Origin of the sequence: Alkaliflexus imshenetskii DSM 15055 (genome assembly GCF_000517065.1) — a bacterium.
GTDB classification, from domain to species: domain Bacteria; phylum Bacteroidota; class Bacteroidia; order Bacteroidales; family Marinilabiliaceae; genus Alkaliflexus; species Alkaliflexus imshenetskii.
Genome location: NZ_KI912105.1, coordinates 1,402,276 through 1,423,717, shown reverse-complemented (window position 1 = coordinate 1,423,717; position 21,442 = coordinate 1,402,276). Strand labels below are relative to the sequence as shown.

20 protein-coding genes are annotated in these 21,442 nt (G+C 44.5%); 7 read left to right on the top strand and 13 right to left on the bottom strand.

Annotation, left to right across the window (positions count from 1 at the left end):
* Positions 1-14: 14 nt before the first annotated feature.
* On the bottom strand, positions 15-638 hold the full coding sequence (locus tag ALKIM_RS0105780) for a porin family protein (protein ID WP_026473810.1): 624 nt from the start codon (positions 636-638) through the stop codon (positions 15-17).
* 285 nt (positions 639-923) lie between these two features.
* Positions 924-2,189 carry a phosphoglycerate kinase gene (locus tag ALKIM_RS0105770; RefSeq protein ID WP_026473809.1) on the bottom strand — a complete coding sequence of 422 codons (1,266 nt, stop codon included), beginning with the start codon at positions 2,187-2,189 and terminating at the stop codon, positions 924-926.
* A gap of 257 nt (positions 2,190-2,446) precedes the next feature.
* On the opposite strand from ALKIM_RS0105770, the gene ALKIM_RS0105760 reads away from it, so the two are divergent.
* Both ALKIM_RS0105760 and ALKIM_RS0105755 read left to right on the top strand, forming a co-directional pair.
* On the top strand, positions 2,447-4,789 hold the full coding sequence (locus ALKIM_RS0105760) for a TonB-dependent receptor (protein WP_026473808.1): 2,343 nt from the start codon (positions 2,447-2,449) through the stop codon (positions 4,787-4,789).
* A 16-nt stretch (positions 4,790-4,805) separates the two neighbouring features.
* Positions 4,806-5,705, top strand: a complete 900-nt coding sequence (locus ALKIM_RS0105755) for a DUF4249 domain-containing protein (RefSeq protein ID WP_052345431.1) — start codon at positions 4,806-4,808, stop codon at positions 5,703-5,705.
* Here ALKIM_RS0105755 and folE read toward each other — a convergent pair.
* The 4 genes from folE to ALKIM_RS0105735 all read right to left on the bottom strand — a co-directional run bounded on the left by folE (position 5,699) and on the right by ALKIM_RS0105735 (position 8,564).
* Entirely contained in the window at positions 5,699-6,322 is a 624-nt protein-coding gene (folE, locus tag ALKIM_RS0105750; protein WP_044117771.1) for a GTP cyclohydrolase I FolE, read from the bottom strand. The two genes, ALKIM_RS0105755 and folE, sit on opposite strands and share 7 nt — an antisense overlap.
* 273 nt (positions 6,323-6,595) lie before the next feature.
* Entirely contained in the window at positions 6,596-7,171 is a 576-nt protein-coding gene (locus ALKIM_RS0105745) for a nitroreductase family protein (RefSeq protein WP_026473805.1), read from the bottom strand.
* Positions 7,172-7,209: 38 nt separating this feature from the next.
* Positions 7,210-7,785, bottom strand: a complete 576-nt coding sequence (locus ALKIM_RS0105740) for a superoxide dismutase (RefSeq protein WP_026473804.1) — start codon at positions 7,783-7,785, stop codon at positions 7,210-7,212.
* 176 nt (positions 7,786-7,961) lie between these two features.
* Positions 7,962-8,564, bottom strand: a complete 603-nt coding sequence (locus ALKIM_RS0105735) for a superoxide dismutase (RefSeq protein ID WP_026473803.1) — start codon at positions 8,562-8,564, stop codon at positions 7,962-7,964.
* Positions 8,565-8,895: 331 nt separating this feature from the next.
* Here ALKIM_RS0105735 and ALKIM_RS19175 point away from each other — a divergent pair, with 331 nt between their 5' ends.
* From ALKIM_RS19175 to ALKIM_RS17750, 5 genes are all read left to right on the top strand, one after another.
* Positions 8,896-9,480: a TetR/AcrR family transcriptional regulator gene (locus tag ALKIM_RS19175; protein ID WP_026473802.1), complete on the top strand. Its 585-nt coding sequence runs from the start codon at positions 8,896-8,898 to the stop codon at positions 9,478-9,480.
* Positions 9,481-9,520: 40 nt separating this feature from the next.
* A complete protein-coding gene (locus tag ALKIM_RS0105725) occupies positions 9,521-11,035 on the top strand; it encodes a TolC family protein (RefSeq protein WP_026473801.1) in 1,515 nt (504 codons plus the stop codon).
* A 72-nt stretch (positions 11,036-11,107) separates the two neighbouring features.
* Complete coding sequence (locus ALKIM_RS0105720; protein WP_026473800.1) at positions 11,108-12,100, top strand: HlyD family secretion protein; 993 nt, start codon at positions 11,108-11,110, stop codon at positions 12,098-12,100.
* A 30-nt stretch (positions 12,101-12,130) separates the two neighbouring features.
* On the top strand, positions 12,131-13,315 hold the full coding sequence (locus ALKIM_RS0105715) for an ABC transporter permease (protein WP_026473799.1): 1,185 nt from the start codon (positions 12,131-12,133) through the stop codon (positions 13,313-13,315).
* A 5-nt stretch (positions 13,316-13,320) separates the two neighbouring features.
* The gene (locus ALKIM_RS17750) at positions 13,321-14,508 is read left to right on the top strand and encodes an ABC transporter permease (protein WP_044117770.1); all 1,188 of its coding nucleotides are present in this window, start codon (positions 13,321-13,323) and stop codon (positions 14,506-14,508) included.
* Positions 14,509-15,093: 585 nt separating this feature from the next.
* On the opposite strand, the gene ALKIM_RS0105705 is transcribed toward ALKIM_RS17750, so the two are convergent.
* From ALKIM_RS0105705 to gdhA, 7 genes are all read right to left on the bottom strand, one after another.
* Complete coding sequence (locus ALKIM_RS0105705) at positions 15,094-15,573, bottom strand: ExbD/TolR family protein (protein WP_026473798.1); 480 nt, start codon at positions 15,571-15,573, stop codon at positions 15,094-15,096.
* Positions 15,573-16,154, bottom strand: coding sequence for an ExbD/TolR family protein (locus tag ALKIM_RS0105700; protein WP_026473797.1), 582 nt, complete (start codon positions 16,152-16,154; stop codon positions 15,573-15,575). The genes ALKIM_RS0105705 and ALKIM_RS0105700 overlap by 1 nt, the downstream gene beginning before the upstream one ends.
* A 56-nt stretch (positions 16,155-16,210) precedes the next feature.
* The gene (locus tag ALKIM_RS0105695; protein WP_026473796.1) at positions 16,211-16,657 is read right to left on the bottom strand and encodes a hypothetical protein; all 447 of its coding nucleotides are present in this window, start codon (positions 16,655-16,657) and stop codon (positions 16,211-16,213) included.
* A 9-nt stretch (positions 16,658-16,666) separates the two neighbouring features.
* Positions 16,667-17,467 (bottom strand): MotA/TolQ/ExbB proton channel family protein, encoded by an 801-nt coding sequence (locus ALKIM_RS0105690; protein ID WP_026473795.1) that lies wholly within the window; start codon positions 17,465-17,467, stop codon positions 16,667-16,669.
* 374 nt (positions 17,468-17,841) lie between these two features.
* Entirely contained in the window at positions 17,842-18,867 is a 1,026-nt protein-coding gene (locus tag ALKIM_RS0105685) for an asparaginase (RefSeq protein WP_026473794.1), read from the bottom strand.
* Between the two features lie 33 nt (positions 18,868-18,900).
* Entirely contained in the window at positions 18,901-19,695 is a 795-nt protein-coding gene (locus ALKIM_RS0105680; RefSeq protein WP_026473793.1) for a TatD family hydrolase, read from the bottom strand.
* A 202-nt stretch (positions 19,696-19,897) separates the two neighbouring features.
* Positions 19,898-21,235: an NADP-specific glutamate dehydrogenase gene (gene gdhA, locus ALKIM_RS0105675; protein ID WP_026473792.1), complete on the bottom strand. Its 1,338-nt coding sequence runs from the start codon at positions 21,233-21,235 to the stop codon at positions 19,898-19,900.
* Between the last annotated feature and the right edge of the window lie 207 nt (positions 21,236-21,442).

Below are 21,442 nucleotides of genomic sequence, written 5' to 3'. Positions count from 1 at the left end.
GGAGTTTACTGCTATCAGAACCCAATCAGCCTGTAGCTAAGAGAGAATAGCAGCGCTTTGCTTTTGGTTTCAAAATCTGAGGTGCGCGACATGTCGTTAAGACCCCATTCGTAGCGGAAATCGAGGTTAAAGCGCATCACTTCCAAGCCAGCGCCCAATTGGAAATTCCAGTTGTGGTTGCGGAAACGATCATTTTGCCACTGTTCACCAATTTGTTGCGACAGCGAAGAGTTCTCATTTACACGGAACGATGCTACCGGCCCGGCCAAACCGTAAAGGTTAAAAACTTTAAGATCCAGCACTTTGAGATGGGCCAAAATTGGAATGTCCCAACTGTAATAACTCAATGTCTGGTTATACTGCTGTCCCAAGATATTAAAGTCATTTCTGGAACTTTTTTTAGAATAGTACAATTCTGGTTGAAGCGATAGATTACCCAACAGTCCAATTCTGGAGTAGGCTCCAAGCATGTAACCGCCTTTATAGTCTTCTTTGATTTGGTCAAAGGAGTAGTTTTTGGTGTCGAACGATGTGGAGTTAAATCCTGTTTTCAAGCCTAGCTGAAAGGAGTTTTGAGCTGCGGAAGGTAACACGGCTAAGGATAGCAATGCCACGAGAATTAATGCTGTTTTCTTCATAACTCTGTTTTTTAATGGTTAAGCTCCTATGTTTGAATTTAAGTCAGGTTTAATATTTTGATTGGAAGAAATACAGAAGCTTTTAAAAACCAACCAATCAATCAAATTCTTAATGATTATGTAATGTTGGTTGTCTTCCAAAAATTGAACCAAACTCACTGATGTTGCTTGGTTGGAAAACAACATGCGATGAATGTGAAAGCGCAAACGGCTAACAGTGAGTAGTTAGCGTTTGCGCTTTCAGTAAGGTGCGGTATTTAAAAAATGCCGCTATAACAAATTCTGTTAACCGCGTATGGCTTTGATACCTGGCAATTCTTTGCCTTCCATATATTCAAGCATGGCACCACCACCTGTTGAAACATAGCTAACTTTGTCGGCCAGTTTGTTTTTGTTGATGGCCGCTACAGAGTCTCCACCACCAATCAAGGTAAATGCACCGTTGGCGGTAGCTTCAGCAAGTGCTTTTGCAACAGCCGAAGTACCTTTTGAGAATTTCTCCATCTCAAATACGCCCATTGGACCATTCCAAAGAACTGTTTTCGAGTTTTTGATAACTTCTGTGAAGGTGGCGATGGTATCGTCTGCGATGTCCAGACCCATCCAGCCGTCAGGCGTTTCGTTGGTCTTTGAAACTGAAGTGTTGGCTTCTGCATCAAATTTGTCGGCGTTAACGGCATCGGTTGGGATGTACACTTTTACGCCTTTTGCTTTTGCTTTTTCAAGTATTTCAAGTGCCAAATCCAATTTGTCGGCTTCGCAAAGGGAGTTGCCAATTTTTCCGCCCTGAGCTTTAATGAAAGTATAGGTCATACCACCACCAATAATGAGGTTGTCCACTCTGTCGAGCAGGTTCTCAATGATGAGGATTTTGTCAGAAACTTTTGCTCCACCCATAATTGCAGTGAATGGCTTGTCGGCAGCTTTGATAACTTTGTCCATGGCATTCAGCTCATTGTTGATGAGGTAGCCAAACATCTTGTTGTCGGCATCAAAGTGGTCAGCAATTAGTGCGGTTGAGGCGTGTGCACGGTGGGCAGTACCAAACGCATCGTTCACATATACATCTGCATAGCTGGCAAGTGTCTTCACAAACGTTTTTTGTGATTCCTTCACTTTTGCTTTTCCTGCTTTTTTCTCTTCGTCGGTGGCATTTTCACCTAAGTGGTAGGGTTTTCCTTCTTCTTCTTCGTAGAAGCGAAGGTTTTCGAGCAGCAGAACTTCTCCTGCCTTTAAATCGGCTGCCATTTTTGCAACTTCAGCACCAATTACATCACCGGCAAAGATGACTTTGCGGCCAATGTTTTTCTCGAGCGCAGGAATTACGTGTTTCATCGAGAATTTATCCTGTTTTTTACCATCTGGACGTCCAAGGTGTGACATCAGAATGGCACAGCCGCCATCATTAAGAATTTTGTTGATGGTTTGAAGAGCTCCCTTGATGCGGGTTTCATCTGTCACCTCAAAGGTCTGTTTGTTCAGGGGCACGTTAAAGTCCACGCGCACAATGGCTTTTTTACCGGAAAAGTTGTAGGCTTCGATTTTCGACATATTTGTTTAATTTATAGGGTTTTAAATTTGAGCGTAAAGATACAAAATAATTGTCGTCACCCACATGGAAATCGTTGCTTCATTCCCTGTTTGGGGCGTTAATTTTCCATAAAATCAACTTATTTAATGACCAACTGTATGGGATGGCCTTCTGTTTTTCTGTAATTTTCTGAAATGTTACGCAGAGCGGCATTTTCTGCTTGATGCATGCGTATCAGTGCCTCGTTTTTATCTATCAACTTGCTTCATTTTTGCAGATGAACTTTCGCAAATGGTTTTTGGTTGGCGCTCTTTGCTTTGTAATTAGTGTGGTTGTTAAAGCTCAAAGCGATACACATGTTATCAGTGGGTATGTGACGGATGCCTCCACAGGAGAGGTGTTGCCCGGCGCAGCCATTGTGATTAATGAAGCCTCTGCTGGCACTGTGAGTAATGTTTATGGCTATTTTAGTATTAGCCTTAAAGCAGGAAACTACTCCATTACAAGTGCTTATCTGGGTTATGAGCCGCTTACAGTTAATGTGTTGCTCGATGCCAATTTACGCGTTAATCTTGCGCTCATACCTGAATCACAGCGGTTGTCCGAAGTCGAAATCAGGGGCATCAGTCGCGATGAGCAGCGACGCCTACCGGTAATGGGTGTGGAGAAACTTGATGCTGCAACCATAAATCGCATACCGGTGCTTTTTGGTGAAACTGATCCTTTAAAAGCGCTTCAGTTGCTACCAGGTATTTCTGCAACGAGCGAGGGCTCCAGCGGTTTTTCCGTGCGTGGTGGTAATCCCGACCAGAACCTCTTGTTGTTTGATGAGGCCATTGTCTACAATGGTGGTCATCTGCTAGGGTTTTTCAGTGTTTTTAACAACGATGCCATCAAAGAGGTTCAGGTTTTTAAGGGCGACTTGCCTGCCTCTGCTGGCGGGCGGCTCTCATCGTTGGTTGATATACGCAGTCGCGACGGAAATATGCACCGCCTATCAGGTGTGGCAGGGCTTGGTCTCATATCTAGTCGGCTTACCCTTGAAGGTCCGGTGGTGAAGGAACAGTCATCATTTCTTGTAAGTGCCCGTCGCACCTATCTCGACGCATTTTTACCATTGGCTTCTGATGAGAATGTACGTGACAACCGCCTCTATTTTTATGATGTGAATATGAAGTTCAACATCATTGCAAGTGAGAACGACCGCCTGTTTTTTAGCACGTATCTTGGCAGGGATGTTTTTCGGAATGACATTGCCCGGTTCGATTTTGGGAACCGTACCTTGTCACTACGCTGGAATCATCTTTTCTCAAACAGGTTATTCAGCAATCTGACCATTGTTACCAGCCGGTACGATTATTCATTGGGAACAGGTGGCGAAGAGTTTCAATCCATACAATGGAATTCGGTGCTCGATGATTACAGTTTTAAGTATGGCTTTACGTGGTTTCCAAATTCATCACACCAGGTTGAATTTGGGGTGCAATCCATTTACCACGCCATCAAACCCGGACATGTGGTGTCACGTGAGGACAATGCAACACTCAACGAAATTCGCATACCATCCGTTAACTCACTGGAGCATGGGCTTTATGCTAGTGATACATGGCAGTTTGCACCCCGCTGGTCCTTTAGGTATGGCCTAAGGTTTTCACTGTTTCAGAATATAGGCAGAGGCGCGGTCTACTCTTTTGATGGGAATTACAATGTTGTGGATACCACATTCTATCGCAGTGGGGAGATTTTCAACACCTATGCGGGATTAGAGCCACGCCTCGGAATTTCGTGGCTTCTGTCTCCGGTTTTTACTGTTAAGGGTTCGTATTCTCTTACCCGTCAGTATCTGCATCTTGCCAGTAATTCCACATCTTCAACGCCGCTCGATGTCTGGTTTACGTCGTCGCCCAATGTTAAACCACAGCTTGCCAATCAATTCTCGTTGGGAGTCTTTTATAAAAGTCAGAATAATATGTGGGATCATGTCATAGAGTTTTTTCATAAAAGAACCTCTAATGCCATCGATTTCAAAGATCATCCTAATTTGCTGCTTAACGAAGCAATCGAAGGTGAAATCCGACCCGGCAAGGCTTACGCACGAGGAGTCGAGTGGTTATCGAAATACAATGGCCGAAAACTATCCGGCTGGTTTTCCTATACTATATCAAAGTCAGAGAGACAGAGCAATTGGATAAATGGTGGTAAACCGTACCTTTCACCTTATGACCACACCCATGATATCGCCATTGTGATTGGTTACAATCTCAATAGCCGCATCAATTTGGGTAGTAATTGGGTTTATTTTACAGGCACCCCGGTTACGTGGCCCGTCGGAAGATTCGATTTTCTGGGAAGCGTTGTGCCATATTTTTCTGAGCGCAATGCCGAACGTATGCCCAACTACCATCGAATGGATGTGTCGGTATCATTGAAAAACAAGCCAAAGCCAGATCGGGTATGGAATAGTGAGTGGGTTTTCTCGGTGTACAATCTTTATGGGCGAAAAAATGCGTGGATTATAAATTTTGTTGGAGAAGATGATTATGATCCCTACTACCGGGAAGCAGAAAAAACCTACCTTTTTTCTGTTGTACCATCAATATCCTATATGATTCGGTTTTAATCATACAAGTTAAGTTATGACTGATTTAAACTCTTTTTGCCTGCACAAATTCAAACGGATATTGAAACTGCTGATATATCCTAGTTTTTTCATTGTAGCGGGTTGCACCGAAATTATCGAATTGGAACTCTCAACCGATCCGGTTCGTCTGGTTGTGGATGCCGTTCTCACCAGTGAGCCGGAATATCAGATTGTGAGACTATCTAAGTCGGTACCCTATTTTTCTGATCAGCCGGCACCTCCGGTAAGTTTTGCCAAGGTAGCCATTTCTGATGGTGAGCATAAATTCCTGTTTACCGAATCGGTTGAGAATCCTGGGTATTATTACATCTCGCCAAAAGAGTTTGTGCCCGAGCCTGGCATAACTTATACCTTGACAATTGATGCGGTGGACATAGGCAACGAAGGTGTGGAACCAACCTATAGCGCAGTTACCACCATGCCCTATCCTGTGGAGGCCGACTCGGTTGATTTGCGACTCAACGACACCTGGGAAATTTGGCAGGTGTTGGTATGGTTTCAGGATCCACCCGATGAGGATAACTACTATCTTTTTAAAGTGCGGCGTAATGACCAGCTAATGACTTACCGTCCAAAAGATTTGCGAGTAACCGATGACGTGTTCTTCAATGGCAGTTATGTGAATGGCATCTGGGTGCAATCCATAAATGCCGGCAGCAATCGCCGACAGCTAAACGACGACGACATAATCACACTGGATTTATGTTCTATATCGGAGGATTTTTATCGTTTTATGGATGCGTTGCACAAGGAGATAAGGCCTGCATCACCACTCTTCAGCGGTCCACCTGCCAATCTGCCCGGCAACATATCCAATGGTGCGCTCGGCTTTTTTACTGCAATAGCCACTCATCAGGTGAGTGTGGTTTTTGATTCCTCGCGTCACAATCAATGAAGTTTGTGACCAATGATATTGAAAAACTCCTCTCTTGTGGCAATGTTTTTAAGAAATGCACCGGTAAAGTCTGATGTGGTGGTAACCGAATGCTGTTTTTGTACACCACGCATCTGCATACACATGTGCTGAGCTTCAATCACCACTGCTACACCAAGTGGATTAAGCGTTTCCTGAATGCACTCTTTTATTTGCGTGGTAAGTCGCTCTTGCACCTGAAGACGACGTGCAAATGCTTCAACAACCCTGGCTATTTTGCTTAGTCCGGTGATATGGTGCCGCGGTATATAAGCTACATGCGCTTTACCAAAAAAGGGAAGGAGGTGGTGTTCACATAATGAGTATAGCTCAATATCTTTTACTACGACCATTTGCTGGTAGTCTTCTCTGAACATGGCCGATTTAACAATCTCATCGGGTTGCATATTGTAACCTTGTGTGAGAAACTGCATGGCTTTGGCTACTCTTAGCGGCGTTTTTTCAAGTCCTTCGCGCGATGTGTCTTCACCTAAAAGTCTCAGCGATTCTTCGTATAGCTCAGAGAGTCTGGTGGTTTTTTCGTCGTCGTACGATTCGGTCTTGTTGTATCCGCTGTTTCCGTTTAATGTAATGTCCATATTTTTCCGTTTTGATGCAGATTTTCCACTTCTGCTTGTATGGTGCAAAGTTGTTGATTTCAACCAATGGTTTGTACTGCAAAATTAGCCAATAATTTTGTTACACGATGTGTGATTACAGGTTAAACAAAGTAAAGTGGATATGGATTAATGAAAATAAAAAAAAATCTGCGGTGCGCACAATTTTTTCTAATAACAACGAACGCAGGATAGATGAGATCTCTATGCCTGCGCCCATTCTTAATCTCTACATAATGTGTTTATGTCTGATGGTTATAAATCAAGAATTAGTTCATCAAGTGGTCTTTTGGGCACATGGTGCACTTGATTGCTGTCTCTGTAGTACTTAATGTTGCCACTGACTGTGCTTTCTATCACAACTTCTTCCTTGGGTTTTCCAAGTGCCAGAACTTGTATAATTTTGAAGTGTGCCGGGATGTTTAGCGCTTTTTGCAGCTTGATTCGTTCCACCGACCCAATGATGCAGCCGCCGTATCCTTTTTCTACAGCGCCGAGCATGATGCTTTGGGCTGCTATGCCATCGTCACAAAAATAGTTGTCGAAAATGCGTGTGTCGTTAAGCATAATTATGTAGGCGGTGGGTCTTTCGCCAGGCTCGGGCCCTGTCCAATCTTTTAGATATCCGGCCCAGGCTAGGTTTGGAAATACCAGAGCATTGCGTTCGGGTGTGTGACACAGAATGTATTTGATGGTTTGAGCATTGCGCGCCGATGGCGACAGCCGTGCTAAATCAATCAGCTCCAGAAGTGTTTCCCGGGAGATGCTTACCTCTTCGTAAAAGCGTCGGTAACTTCTGTTTTTTCGAATCAATTCCTGAATGTGGCTCATAAGTTTGTTTTAAGGGGTTAAATCATAAGGGGATGATATCAATACCTGTTGCCTACCACGTTCCAATCTATTACATTCCAGAAGTTTTGGATGTAATCCGGGCGCTTATTCTGATAGTCCAGGTAATAGGCGTGTTCCCATACATCGCAGGTTAAAATTGGAGTGAGTCCGTTGCGTAACGGGTTTCCGGCATTGCCCTCTTTAATTATTTCGAGTGAGCCGTCTGCTTTTTTCACCAGCCAGGCCCATCCGGAACCAAACAGAGTAGCGGCTGCCTGTGAAAAGGCCTCTTTAAATTTCTCAAATGAGCCAAAGGTGTTGTCAATGGCTGCTGCCAATGCACCTGTGGGTTTGCCTCCGCCATTAGGTGAGAAGGAGAGGAAGAAGAATGTGTGATTCCATACTTGCGCGCCATTGTTAAAAATGGGGCCATCGGCTTTTTTAACGATGGTTTCGAGGTCGGCATTTTCGAACTCTGTGCCGGGAATCAGATTGTTCAGGTTAGTCACATAAGCTTGATGATGCTTTGCGTAATGAAACTCAAAAGTTTTTTTTGAGATGTTGGGTTCAAGTGCATCCAACGTGTAGGGTAAATCTGGTAATTTAAAAGTCATGGCTGTAATTTTTAGTTTTTGTTTGCTCTCATCCAAATTTAACTAAAATTCAGCAAAATGAAAGGAGCGAGATGCTCCTTTGGGAGACAGATATATGTCCTTCAGCATAAAAAAAGGCACTGTCCCGATATGGACAGTGCCTTTCAATACATCAAAAACTGTTGTTATCAATATGTTTAGGCTTTTAATCTTGCCGCCACTTCATTCCAGTTAACCACGTTCCAGAAGGACTGAATATAATCAGGTCTTCTGTTTTGGTATTTCAGATAGTATGCATGTTCCCATACATCAAGACCCAGAATTGGAGTGCCTTTTACTTCGGCTAAGTCCATCAACGGGTTATCCTGATTTGGAGTTGAGCTCACAACCAGTTTGCCATCGGCTTGTTTCACCAGCCATGCCCATCCTGAACCAAATCGGGTGGCAGCTGCTTTCGAGAATTCATCCTTAAAGGCATCAAACGAACCGAAGTTTTTCTCGATGGCCGCCAATAAATCGCCTGACGGCTTGCCACCGCTGTTTGGTCCAATTACTTTCCAGAACAGGTTGTGGTTGTAAAAGCCACCTCCGTTGTTTCTGACAGCCACGCTGCGTTTCGAAACATTGGCCATAAGGGCTTCTATTGTCAGATTTGCATCTGCTGTGCCTTCCAAAGCAGCATTTAGGTTATTGGTATATGCTGCATGGTGTTTTGAGTGATGGATTTCCATTGTCATCGCATCAAAATGAGGCTCTAACGCATTGTAAGCGTAATCGAGTTTTGGTAATTCAAATGCCATAATTCTATGTATTTATGATTTTAATTTAGATATAACTGTTTCCGAAGCTTGTGATGCCTCTCTTTAAATTGAATACGATTATTAAACATACAGATATTAGAAAAGTTCATGTTCCCATTTTTTCTTTCTGAAATTTCTTAAGTGTAGTCTTGGTTTTAGCGCTTACGGCTTGTTTTCCAATTTGGTGGCTGCATCCTAAAAATAGTTAAAAACTTTTGACGAAATAATTCAAATAGTATATTTGCATCGATTAATGAATGACTGTTCATTCATTGTTTGGAGATGGATTCCGATTTTGGCTAACTCCCGAACATTTAATAAGCGTAATAACATGGCCAGGGCTATCGATGAAAATAAACTAACCCGAATTTATGAAGCAGCCATTTATCAGGTGGTTGAAGAGGGGTATGGTGGAGCGTCCATCTCTTCTATTGCCCGAAAAGCTGACGTGGCAGTTGGTTACTTGTACCGGTTTTATCCCGGAAAACACGATTTGATAAATCATCTGTTGGACAATTCTATCAACGAAATTGTCACGGAGTTGGAGTTAATGTTGGAGCGGGTAATTTCTGTCAATGAGATTGTTGTCCTACTGGTTGATTATTTTTTCAACATGGCACAGCATCGCCCCCATCACGTAAAATTTATCTACCAAATGCTTAGTCAGAGCCGGTTTTCCTTAAGTGAGGAACGGCGAAGCAATATCAGGGATCTGAGTCGCAGGGTTTTACAACTCGGACAGGATAGCCGTGCCATTGGGCCTCGTTACAGTTACGATGAGGTGTTTATTCTGATGGTGATGGTTCCAATGGAATACATCAATCTGAATCTTAAAAGTTTTTTTGATGACCGGCCATTGACAGAAAGGGATAGCGCCAGGGTGATTGAAATTGTTTCGGTGGCCTTAAGGGGCTAAACGATATAGTAAATGATGAAATAATATGAGGTTTATGGATATGATGAAGATTAAGATGCGGGTTTACGCATGGATGGCATTGATTGGTTTTTTTGCTTTTTTCGGAAACGCAGTAGGGCAGGGACGAGCGCTTTCGTTTGACGAGGCGCTGCAAATGGTTCTGATAAACAATGAGGTGATGAAACAGGCGAGCCATCATAACAGACAGATGGAAGAGGAGCTTAAGTCGGTTCGCATGTTACGTTTGCCACAGGTTGCCTTAAATGCCAATTACATCATGTTGTCTGATGACATCACCATCGACATGCACGAGATAAAAGATGCCATTACACCGCTCTATGGGGCGTTGTCGCAGTATGGTGTGTTTTCTGGTATTCCCAATCCCGACCCGGCTACTGCTGGGGTTATGCCCTATCTTCCTGCCGAAATATCTACGCCTTTGGTGAGGGAGCAGTTGGCGGCCGGACTGCAAAAAGTGGAGAACGGTAATTGGGACAAGCTGATACAGAAAGGCCAGTTTGGAACTTTGAGTGCAGGGGTGCAATGGCCTTTGTTTACCGGAGGTAAAATAAACGCGGCCAACCGTGCAGCGCAGATCCGTGTGGATGAGGCGTCACTGGTAGAGCGACAAAAAAGTGCAGCCTTGCACACTCAGTTGGTGGAACGGTACTTTGGCCTTGCCTTGGCGTGGCAGGCTGAGCTGGTGCGCGAGGAGGTTTTTCAGGTCATGGAGGCTCATTTGCACGATGCTCAAAAAATGTTTGACGAGGGGATGATTGCACGTGCCGAATTGCTTCATGCACGCGTGTTTCATGCCCAGGCCGACAGAGAACTCAAGATGGCGCGCCGTGAGCGGCAGATTGTGAACGAAGCACTTATCAACACGCTGGCGCTGAATGATGCAGAAAGTCTGGTGCCGATTACGTCTCTTTTTGCCGTTCAGCAAATCGAACCCATCAACTTTTTTAAACTTCAGGCTCTTGCATCTAACCCGTCGTTGGGACAGGTTGAGGCTAAGCAGAGTCTTGCACGACAGGGGGTTCGTGCCGAAAAGTCTGCCTTTATGCCCACAGTAGCAGCCTTTGGTAACTACAACATTGCCAACATTGACTTGTCACCCAATGTGTCGGACTATATGGTGGGTGTCACGCTGAGCTGGAAGCTATTCGGCGGCTCTTCTACCCGACACAAGGTGAATGCTGCAAGGTATGTGGAGGCTCAGGTGGATGAGGTCAGAGCCAAGGCCATGCGCGATATCGATACGGGAATCGAGAAATATTATCAGGAGATGAATATGGCTCTGGAGCAGTTGGAGCAACTTGAAATTGCCGGAGAGTTTGCAGATGAGTATCAACGTATACGCCAACAGGCTTTTAATGAAGGTATGGCTACCAGTACCGAGGTGGTGGATGCTTCACTTGCAGTGGCAAAGGTGAAAATCGACCGTCTGCAGGCAATGTACCGCCTCAACGTGTCATTGGCCCGCCTGCTCGAACTGGCCGGAATACCCGAGTATTTTTCTGATTATCAAACAGTGGCTTCAATTGGCCGATAGTTGCCTAAGGTTATGCATCCTTGTCTGATGGGTGTAATAACCGTTTATATCAAAAGTAAAAACCTAAGCATTATGAATAAGAGTAAGATTTTAATTGTGGGTGTGGTAGTTGCCGGATTATTGATTTTTATGGGTTACACCACATGGTTGTTAAGTCGCCCGGTGCCACTTGAGGTGCAGGGACAGGTTGAAGCGGTGCAGGTCAAGGTATCGTCAAAAGTGACAGGCCGCATCGACTCTTTGGCTGTTAGAAGAGGGACTGCCGTACAAAAGGGTGACTTTCTTTTTACCATCGAAAGTCCCGAAGTGGAAGCAAGACTTAACCAGGCCGAAGCGGCTCGCCTGGCAGCCGAAGCTCAGAGGTTAAAAGCCGAGAATGGTGCACAGGCTGAAGATATACAGGCGGCGTACAACACTTTTCTGAAAGCTTCTGCTGCATTGGAGTTTGCTCAGAAGAGCAACCAGCGTATTCAAAATTTGTATGCCGAAGGGGTGGTTCCCGCCCAGAAGCGTGATGAAATGGAGATGCAACTCAAAGTGGCCAGCGAAACTGCCGAGGCCGCACGTGCTATATGGGAGAAGGCGCGCGGTGGGGCGCGAATCGAAGACCGCAAGGCGGCAGATGCTATGGTGCGAAAAGCTGAGGCTGTAATTGCCGAGGTGAATGCGTTCGTGAACGAAACCCGGGTATATGCACCCATCTCCGGCGAAGTGGCCAATATTTTGGCTGAAAGGGGAGAACTTACGCCTGCCGGATTTCCGGTGATGGCACTCGTGGATTTAAACGATGTGTGGGTGACTTTTAACATCCGTGAGAACTTGTTGGCCGATGTAAAAATGGGAACAGTATTGCCGGCGCGCTTCCCGGCTCTGGGAATGAAAGAGGTGATGCTGGAGGTTACTTACATCAATGCTTTGGGCGATTTTGCAACCTGGAATGCCACTAAAACCATCGGCGATTTTGATATGAAAACCTTTGAAATTCATGCACGGCCAGTGAATAAAACGGAAGGTCTCAGACCGGGTATGAGTGCATTGGTTGATTGGAAGCGGGTAGGCAGATAGGCACGGCTTTTATGCCATAAATATTATTCCATGCTTAACAGGATTTACAACAATGATTTTACAAATGTCTTGAGACGGGAGGTGAGCCGGATAATTGGTAGCCGCACCACCTGGTTTCTCATATTGATTGGGCCGCTACTCTCCTTCTTCATTGTGATTAGTATTTTTCGTGAAGGGGTGCCTGCTGATTTGCCCGTAGCAGTTGTGGATGAAGACAATTCTGCCACATCGCGGCAACTAATACGCATGATTGATGCAACGCGCATTGCATCGGTGAGTAGGTGTGCCGTTACGCTTGAGGAGGCCCGCGAGAGTATATTTGCCGGGACAGTAGAAGCGGTTTTTTACATCCCTGCTGGAATGGAGGCTGCCGTGCTGCGTGGAGAGAAATCCGATGTAACGCTTTTTGTGAATAATACAAACGTGGTAAAAGGTGGTCTGCTACAGAGTGGCATTTATCGAGCCGTCAACACGCTTTCTACCGGTGTAAAAATGCAGACTGCCATGAAAGGCGGCGCGGTACAGTCTCAGGCGCTCGAGCAGGTATATCCCGTCCGGCTCGATTCGCGCACACTCTTTAACCCATTCACCAATTACGCCTACTTTTTAGCAACGGCGCTTATGCCATTGCTCATCGTAGTTTTCACGCTCTTGGGAGCCATTTATGCCATCGGATTGGAAATACGCAATGACACCGGAAAGCAATGGCTCAACACAGCGGGTGATTGCATGGTTACAGCTCTGGCAGGTAAGTTGGTTCCATACATCTTTATGATGCTATTCAGTGTGTCGGTGATGAACTATTTGCTTGTTCGGTTTATGGATTTTCCGTTTCATGGCTATTGGGGGGCGCTGATTCTGGGACAGATTTTGCTCATTGTGGCCTATCAAATGGTAGGCGTGGTGCTTCTAAGCCTGACCGGAAATACGCGTTTGTCGCTATCTCTGGCAAGTGCCTACTCCATGATGGCATTTACCTTCTCAGGATTGACTTTTCCTGTTATCGGGATGCCACTTGTTGCCAGATTTTTTGCACATCTTTTCCCATTTTATTACTGGATGGATTTGTTTATTGGACAGGGACTTAAAAACGCCCCAATGGTTTCATCCATCGCTCCGCTCTTGGGATTGCTGATTTTTTGTTTGCTGGGATGGATGATGACCCCGCGATTGAAACGGGTGGTTCTTGACGACCAGTATCGATATAAAATATAACTCTGATGTTTCGAAAAATATATACAGGGAGCCAATTGGTTGCCCGTTTCTTTACAGATGAACTTAAGGCTGTTTTTCAGGATAGGGGTGCGCTATTGATTTTGCTGATAGCACTGGTGATTTATCCCGTTATATATGGCATTGCATATAAAAATGAAGTGGTGCGCAACATTCCTGTGGTAGTTGTCGATTTGGACAATACCGCTTCATCGCGCCAGTTGGGGAGAATGATTGATGCTTCAGAGCAGTTGGTGGTTACCTCCGGAGTTGGTTCATTGGCCGATGCCAAAGCGCAGTTTTATCAGGGCGATGTGTCGGGGGTAGTGCTTATTCCCAACGATTTTGAACGTGAGCTGATGACCAGCGGACAAACCACTGTGAGTGTTTACAGCGATGCAGCCTATTTCATGATGTACAAGCAAACCTTGTCGGGTGTTCTGCGGGCATCGGCAACATTTGGCGCTGGCGTAGAGATAAAAAGGATGCTTGCCAAAGGCGTGCCAATGGAGCAGGCTATGGCTCGGCGCGACCCGGTTGCATTGCAATCGGTGATGCTGTTTAATCCGGCAGGGGGATACAACTCTTTTGTGATACCGGGTTTACTGATAGTGATTTTACAACAAACACTGCTTATCGGCATTGGATTGTTGGGCGGTTCAGAGCGCGAACGCCGCCGCCGACGTTTTACAATTCCCGGTACGCTGCACTCCGGAGCAGTTATGCCGGTGCTCTTTGGGAAGGCCGGGGCTTATTTTTTTATCTATCTTATCAATGTCGTCATCACGCAGGTTTGGGTGTATCACTGGTTTGCCCTGCCATCAAAAGGCGAGCTGTTGCCTGTGATGGCGCTGATGGTTCCGTTTCTATTAGCCGTAACCTTTATGGGGTTGGCTGTTTCTACCTTTTTCTCACGCCGCGAACACTCCATTATTTTCATGGTGTTTCTGTCTCCCCTGGCTCTGTTTCTGTCAGGTTTGTCGTGGCCCGCATCGGCCATACCCACGTGGCTTAATGGATTGGCAAAGCTGTTTCCTTCAACTACCATGGTGCCGGTTTTTTTGCAGGTTCGAACCATGGGTGCCGGACTAAATCATGTGGCTGGTGCGTTTTACACACTTTCGTTGCAGGCTGTGCTTTATGCACTTTTGGCTTTGGTGCTGTTTTACATTGCCGCAAAGCGCAATAAGGCATAGAGTCTGTATAAAAATTATTTTGAATCTGCTTTGAAGATATTTAGATGTCAGATAAATAGACTGATAGATAAGACTTAAAAGAATGCAAGCTCAATTAAATCATCTTTTTCTAATACTCTATCTGTCTAATATCCAACGCTCTTCGAATCTATGCCATGCTTTATAAATTAATTCCTGTTTTTTCAACAGACTTTTTTGTTGATGGATTGCTAAAAAGCAACTAAATCAAAATTTCTGCGTGTTCAATGTCATATACTGTTAGGAGGAGGCATTGAGATTTAAATCGCTATGCGATTTTGATTCTTTGCAGTCTAACCAACCAACACAAAATCTCGCATCGAGCACACCGGTAAAACATGCAACCCTCAGTAAGACACAGAAAAGTAATCTCTGCAGTTTACCTTAAACAGATACGGCATCTTGTATAATATTTCACTACGAACTCTTTCAGGCGTTGCATCGGTTTAAACAGTATTTGACTAACGCAGATATGACCATGGGGAAATAAGTAGCAACGTCCAGGATACGAAAAAGGGGCTACCTCATAAGGCGCCCCTTTTTTCTATGTTTCTAACTCAAAGTTGGTTAGTTATAGGCCATTTGTTCAGCCATTCTTGTGGAATAGTTGATTTTCAACGCCTGTGCACGACGTAGCGCCTGTTTGATATCAGTAATGATACCCATTGGGCAGTCGTAGTCAGCTTTTAACGAAACGGTCATCAACGGACGGTCACTCTCCCTCATACTCTCCCGCTCCTGAACAATATAGCTCTGGATGTCATCCACATTGGCAAATTGGTCATTAAGCTGGATGCGTGGTTCAGTACCGTAGCGACCTTGATATTGGCGCTGAGGAACACCCACGTAGATGTAAGTTACAAGTGATTTCTTCTCCAGTTTGGACAGTTCGGTAGCTTCCGGCATCCTTAAAAGAACTTTAAGTTCAACCTCCTTCATCGTGGTACTAACCATGAAGAAGAACAGGAGCATAAACACGATATCCGGAAGCGAAGCGGTATTAATGGCACCCGCGCCACCTTTCTTTTTCTTTTTAAACTTTGCCATTATCTCGTTCCTCCAAAATTTCGTGGTTCAGCTTCGGAAATTCTTTGCGGATAGATTTGACGGATAGCAGATTGCTGATCCGAGTCCAATTCGCTGAATTTCATGTTAAACTGTCTGCGGGAAAGCTCTTCCCGGAGTTCATTGTAGGCTGCCTGTAGCTCATTTTGCACCGAAAGATACATCTGATATTGGGTTCCACGGTCATTTTGAAGAGAGATAACCGCTTTAGCAGTTACCGGTATCACTCCAAAATAGGGAACTTCAATCATTTCTTTCTCGGGCAGATTTTCTAAGTTCATCGGGTTCTCAATAAACTCTTTGGCTGCTGCTCTCAAATCCCTTAATGCCATAGGCTGCTTTTCTACAAGCAGCTGGTTGTTGGCATTGATCAGCACCTCGAATACGTTCCGCTCTCTGATTGGTGGCGGTGGCTCCTCATTAGGCGGAATTGGTGGAGGCAACATCCTCGCAAGCCCGGAGTCGGTATCCATGGTAGTGGTCATGAGGAAGAAGATAAGCAGCAGGAAGGCGATATCCGCCATTGAGCCCGCATTCACTTCCTGTATTTCTCTTTTAGCCATAGAAAACTATCATTTTTTCAGGTTGTCAACGGTTTAAACCGTATTCAGCCTCTTGATTATCGGAACAGTCGTGATAATTCGGTATATAAAATGGCCGCAATGGCAATACCAAATAAAAAGTACATTGAATAAAGGAATGTGTCCGAAAGCAGCAACATGCTTGGCACGTTATCGGGTCCATTGTATCCGGGCAGGTTGAGCGGTGTAGCATCGCCAAGTGCATAGGCAATGAAAACCACTAAGGCCAGCGCCAGAATAGAAACCAATGAACGAACTGCATTTTTTGGATTTGTAATCAGTTTAAAGATTTCAAATACAATTGAAACAGCTGCTGTGACAAATACAAGTACAATACCCCAATTCAAAAGTGTGTCTGTGTAAACAGGGGTTGGATGTACCTGACCCTCAAGTTCGCCACCGAAATAGAACATTCCGGCGAAAACAAGGGTTATTGCCAGAAGCACATATAACACAATGTTTAATATTTTTGAAAGCTTGGTCATGATACAGTCTTATTTTTTCATGTTATATTTTACCAGAATATCCAGAAGAGAGATAGAAGAATCTTCCATGGTGTTAACGATACCGTCAATTTTAGAAACGATATAGTTGTAGAATACCTGAAGGATGATGGCTACTATCAAACCTGATACTGTGGTAATAAGAGCGATTTTGATACCACCTGCTACGGCACCTGCAGAGATGTCACCCATAGCCTGAATGTTGTCAAAAGCTTCAATCATACCGATTACTGTACCCATGAAACCAAGCATAGGCGCTATGGCGATGAATAGAGAAACCCAGGTAAGACCTTTTTCAAGAAGACCCATTTGTACAGAACCGTAAGCAATAACCGATTTCTCAATTACTTCGATACCTTCATCGTAACGGTCAAGACCTTGATAGAAGATAGATGCAACGGGACCGCGGGTGTTACGGCAAACTTCTTTAGCAGCTTCAACGCCACCTTCAGAAAGTGCATTTTCGATGTCCTGAAGTAATTTTTTGGTATTGGTGGATGCAAGGTTCAGGTAGATGATCCTTTCGATGCAAATTGCAAGACCGAAAATAAGACACAATAATACAAAACTCATAAATACCGCACCACCTTCGATGAATTTTGCCTTGACTTGTTTGTGAATGCCTTGTTCGTCTGCGTCAGCAGCATCGGCAGCAACTGCCACGTTGTCAACGCGAGCCGGCTGACTTACAACTTGCTCGGTCGCAGCCGCTTCCTCCTGAGCAAAAATGGCCGATGCACTAAAGAAACTAAGCATCCCTAAAACTGCCAAAAACGCAAATAGCTTTTTCATAATCTGTTCTTAATTTGAAATTTGTATTGGTTTGTTAATACTCAATAAAAAATTTATTCTCTCTGTTTCGTGTTGTTACAATAAAGCAAAAATAAAAGTATCTCTTACGAAAAACAAATATTTCAAATTGCATTTTACAAATTTTATCTCCCGTAATCAATATCTCCCGGCTGAAAATGTGATAGAAATCGTTCGCAATAGAAAGGGAACTATCCGGTTTAATTCAGTTTTTATTAGGATTTTTCAGGTTGGAAGTCAGGATGTTATTTTTGTAAAATGTTTGAGCTTTGAGTGAAATACTCCTGTTTGAGTAAAACCATTCTGGCTCGAAATCAGGCGTGCAAATTACAAAAAAAATGTCAAAAACAACTTCGTCAGATGTTTATTTCACCTTTAAGTGATTTGTTTAGATTGGTTTTGATTTCTTCTGTGTCATTGCAATTTGCCAAAAGGTACATCATTTTGGTAACGGCTGCCTCTGTGGTTATGTCATAACCACCCACCACACCTTGCGCCGAGAGGTGTATTCCGGTATGGTAACGCCACATTTCCACGCTGCCGGCCAAACATTGGGTCACGTTGAGGATAATTAGTCCGCGATCAACTGCATTCTTTAATGCATCCAGAAACCATTTGTGGGTTGGTGCGTTTCCCGAACCATAGGTTTCCAGAATTACGGCCTTAATGCCGGCTGCCTGCAACAAGGCATTCAGCACCCAAGGCGTGATGCCGGGAAATATTTTTATGAGGGCAATGGAGGTGTCCATTTTTTTTGAGACATGGAAATGCCCTTCTTCTGTGGTGTACCTTATATAAGGATAGTTGTATTTAATGTGTATTCCCACTTCGGCCAGTGCCGGGTAGTTGTCTGATCGGAACGGGTGAAAGTGTTCCGCATTGTATTTGGTTGTTCTGTTTCCTCTGAAAAGTTTGTCTTGAAAGTAGATGCACACTTCAGGTACCAAAGGGCGGCCGTTTTTTTGAGCTGCGGCTATCTCCAGCGCTGTAAGCAGGTTTTCTTTGCCATCGGTACGCACTGTGCCAAGGGGTAACTGGCTTCCGGTAAGGATAACCGGTTTTGCCAGATTGTGTAGCATAAAACTTAGCGCACTGGCTGTGTAGGCCATGGTGTCTGTGCCGTGCAGAACAACAAAGCCTTCATATTCATGATAGTTTGTTTCGATGATGCTAGCCAGTTTAATCCAAATGTCTGGACTCATCATGGCTGAATCTACTGCGGGAGCAAATGAGATGCTCTTCACCTGAAAATCAAACTTTTTTAGTTCCGGAACCCGGGCGTAAATGTTCTCAAAATCAAATGGCACCAGAGAATTTGTTTCCGGGTCATTAACCATCCCTATGGTTCCTCCGGTATATATAATGAGTAATTTTTGTTCCACGCTTACTTTTTTAAATGATACGGCTTGATGATTTTATTTTGTAACAGACTGATATTTTAACTGTTTCAGATTAAAAAGTTGTTTTGCGTTTTCAACTGTCGCCTCTTCTATCACTTGAGGTGTCACATTAAAAATTTCGGCCAGTCTATTGCGCGTGTTAACCATATAGGCAGGCTCATTGCGTTTGCCTCTAAATGGAACAGGAGGGAGGTAAGGCGCATCGGTCTCTAGCAGTAGTTTTTCGTATCCAACTGCTCTTAGAACGTCGGGCAAAGTCGATTTTTTATAAGTTACCGTACCGTTAATGCCAAGATAAAAGCCGGGCATCTGTAAGATGTGCCGGGCATCGTCGGTTGTGCCTGAAAAACTGTGAAACACGCCTTTAAGCCTGGGGTCATATACCTTATGAAACACATCAAAAATCTCCTTGAAAGCCTCGCGGGTGTGAATTACCACCGGCAAATTCATCTCTGCTGCCCATTTTAGTTGAATTGCGAGAGCTTCTTTCTGCTCGTTTAGATGCGTTTTATCCCAATAGAGATCCATCCCTATTTCACCGATTCCGCAAAAGGGGCGCTTTTCGAGGTGCTTTTCAACTATGGCAAGTTCATCTTTATAACTATGGTTTACCGAGGTTGGATGTAAACCCATCATGGCATGGCATATATTTGGGAATTCCGCTTCGGTTGCCAGCATGGCATCAATGCTTGAGCTGTCGATGTTGGGTAGCAATACTTTTTGTATGCCGCAGTCAAGGGCATTTTTAATTATCTCGCTTCTGTCTGCATCAAATGCATCCAGATAAATGTGTGAATGCGTGTCAATCATGAGTCAAAGATAATGATTCTTTTTCTGCGAACCCATGTTTGACAGCCGTTCTCAGCAGGCATTCAATGTTATTTAAACACTCTTTGGTTGAGAATTGTGTCTTAAACACGGAGGTTTGCACAGAGATTTCCCCTATCGGTTCTCTGTGCTACCTTCGTGTGATTAATTTATGCAACGTTTCTGATGGCTGCAAAAAGGGTGATTAAACCAATCCCTGTGCAATCATGGCTTCGGCTACTTTTACAAAGCCACCAATATTTGCACCTTTGATATAGTTCACTTTGCCACTGGGCTCCTGCCCGAATTTAACGCAGGTGTTGTGAATATTTATCATAATTTGGTTTAGTTTAGCATCCACTTCCTCGCGTGTCCAATCTAAACGCATGCTGTTTTGTGTCATTTCAAGTCCTGAAACAGCCACGCCTCCAGCATTTACCGCCTTGCCCGGGCCAAAAGAGATCTCTTTTGTGGCCAGATTTGCCGCTTCGGCTGTGCAGCCCATGTTGGATGCCTCAGCAATCAGTTGGCAGCCATTGGCAATAAGTTTGCGCGCATCTTCTTCGTTAAGTTCGTTTTGGATGGCACACGGGATGGCGATATCCACTTTTTGCTCCCATGGCCGCTTACCTGCAAAGAATTGTACGCCATATTTCTCGGCATAAGGCTGCACCACATCCATGTTGGAAGCGCGGAGCTCAATCATATAATCTATTTTTTCACCTGAGATTCCATCCGGATCGTAGATGTAACCGTCGGGACCTGAAAGGGTAATAACCTTAGCTCCCAGCTCAGTTGCTTTAATGGCTGCACCCCAGGCCACATTGCCAAACCCCGAAAGGGCAATGGTTTTGCCTTTTAGCGATTCTCCCTTAAGCGCCAGCATCTCCCGCACAAAATAGATGGCGCCATAGCCTGTGGCTTCCGGGCGTATGAGGCTGCCGCCATACTCTCGACCTTTGCCGGTGAAAACGCCGGTGAACTCGTTTCGCAGTTTTTTATACATGCCATACAGATAGCCAATTTCTCTGCCTCCAACGCCTATGTCGCCGGCGGGTACATCGGTGTTTGGCCCAATGTGGCGAAACAGTTCGCACATAAATGACTGGCAAAAACGCATGATTTCCATGTCGGACTTACCGCGTGGGTTGAAATCAGAACCGCCCTTACCGCCACCCATTGGCAGTGAGGTGAGACTGTTCTTGAACGTCTGCTCGAAACCTAAGAATTTTAGTCCGCTCAAATTCACGCTCGAGTGAAAACGCAGACCTCCTTTATAGGGTCCTATGGCTGAGTTGTATTCCACTCTAAAACCACGGTTTACCTGTACTTCTCCCTTGTCATCTACCCAAGGAACGCGAAACATGATAACCCGTTCGGGCTCAATCATGCGGTCCAATATTTTCGCTTTTTGATAGCGGGGATTTTCCATATAGAAATCCCAAACGGTTTCTACTACCTCCTGAACTGCTTGAAGGAATTCGTCTTCGCCGGGGTTTTTCAAGCGTACCCCGTCCATAAAAGCTTTAAGTTTGGTATCCATGGTATATTTGTTTAGTATAGATGTTTCTGTTTTATTAAAATTAGGTAAAATAAAATTGTCACAAATCAAATATCTGAATGATTTTTATCAGCCGGATTTATTGCTGCTGTGGGTTTTTCGTATCAGAGGATGTGTAAGCGGCGCTAACTGGTCATTTTGTAGACAGCCCTGATGAGTAATGGGTTCTTGGATTCGTGTGTGTTGTAG

What these genes read in the sequence shown, in the direction of transcription:
- ALKIM_RS0105780 (WP_026473810.1), bottom strand. Translation starts at nt 638, where the DNA reads ATGAAGAAAACAGCATTAATTCTCGTGGCATTGCTATCCTTAGCCGTG.
- ALKIM_RS0105770 (WP_026473809.1), bottom strand. Translation starts at nt 2,189, where the DNA reads ATGTCGAAAATCGAAGCCTACAACTTTTCCGGTAAAAAAGCCATTGTG.
- ALKIM_RS0105760 (WP_026473808.1), top strand. Translation starts at nt 2,447, where the DNA reads ATGAACTTTCGCAAATGGTTTTTGGTTGGCGCTCTTTGCTTTGTAATT.
- ALKIM_RS0105755 (WP_052345431.1), top strand. Translation starts at nt 4,806, where the DNA reads ATGACTGATTTAAACTCTTTTTGCCTGCACAAATTCAAACGGATATTG.
- folE (WP_044117771.1), bottom strand. Translation starts at nt 6,322, where the DNA reads ATGGACATTACATTAAACGGAAACAGCGGATACAACAAGACCGAATCG.
- ALKIM_RS0105745 (WP_026473805.1), bottom strand. Translation starts at nt 7,171, where the DNA reads ATGAGCCACATTCAGGAATTGATTCGAAAAAACAGAAGTTACCGACGC.
- ALKIM_RS0105740 (WP_026473804.1), bottom strand. Translation starts at nt 7,785, where the DNA reads ATGACTTTTAAATTACCAGATTTACCCTACACGTTGGATGCACTTGAA.
- ALKIM_RS0105735 (WP_026473803.1), bottom strand. Translation starts at nt 8,564, where the DNA reads ATGGCATTTGAATTACCAAAACTCGATTACGCTTACAATGCGTTAGAG.
- ALKIM_RS19175 (WP_026473802.1), top strand. Translation starts at nt 8,896, where the DNA reads ATGGCCAGGGCTATCGATGAAAATAAACTAACCCGAATTTATGAAGCA.
- ALKIM_RS0105725 (WP_026473801.1), top strand. Translation starts at nt 9,521, where the DNA reads ATGATGAAGATTAAGATGCGGGTTTACGCATGGATGGCATTGATTGGT.
- ALKIM_RS0105720 (WP_026473800.1), top strand. Translation starts at nt 11,108, where the DNA reads ATGAATAAGAGTAAGATTTTAATTGTGGGTGTGGTAGTTGCCGGATTA.
- ALKIM_RS0105715 (WP_026473799.1), top strand. Translation starts at nt 12,131, where the DNA reads ATGCTTAACAGGATTTACAACAATGATTTTACAAATGTCTTGAGACGG.
- ALKIM_RS17750 (WP_044117770.1), top strand. Translation starts at nt 13,321, where the DNA reads ATGTTTCGAAAAATATATACAGGGAGCCAATTGGTTGCCCGTTTCTTT.
- ALKIM_RS0105705 (WP_026473798.1), bottom strand. Translation starts at nt 15,573, where the DNA reads ATGGCAAAGTTTAAAAAGAAAAAGAAAGGTGGCGCGGGTGCCATTAAT.
- ALKIM_RS0105700 (WP_026473797.1), bottom strand. Translation starts at nt 16,154, where the DNA reads ATGGCTAAAAGAGAAATACAGGAAGTGAATGCGGGCTCAATGGCGGAT.
- ALKIM_RS0105695 (WP_026473796.1), bottom strand. Translation starts at nt 16,657, where the DNA reads ATGACCAAGCTTTCAAAAATATTAAACATTGTGTTATATGTGCTTCTG.
- ALKIM_RS0105690 (WP_026473795.1), bottom strand. Translation starts at nt 17,467, where the DNA reads ATGAAAAAGCTATTTGCGTTTTTGGCAGTTTTAGGGATGCTTAGTTTC.
- ALKIM_RS0105680 (WP_026473793.1), bottom strand. Translation starts at nt 19,695, where the DNA reads ATGATTGACACGCATTCACACATTTATCTGGATGCATTTGATGCAGAC.
- gdhA (WP_026473792.1), bottom strand. Translation starts at nt 21,235, where the DNA reads ATGGATACCAAACTTAAAGCTTTTATGGACGGGGTACGCTTGAAAAAC.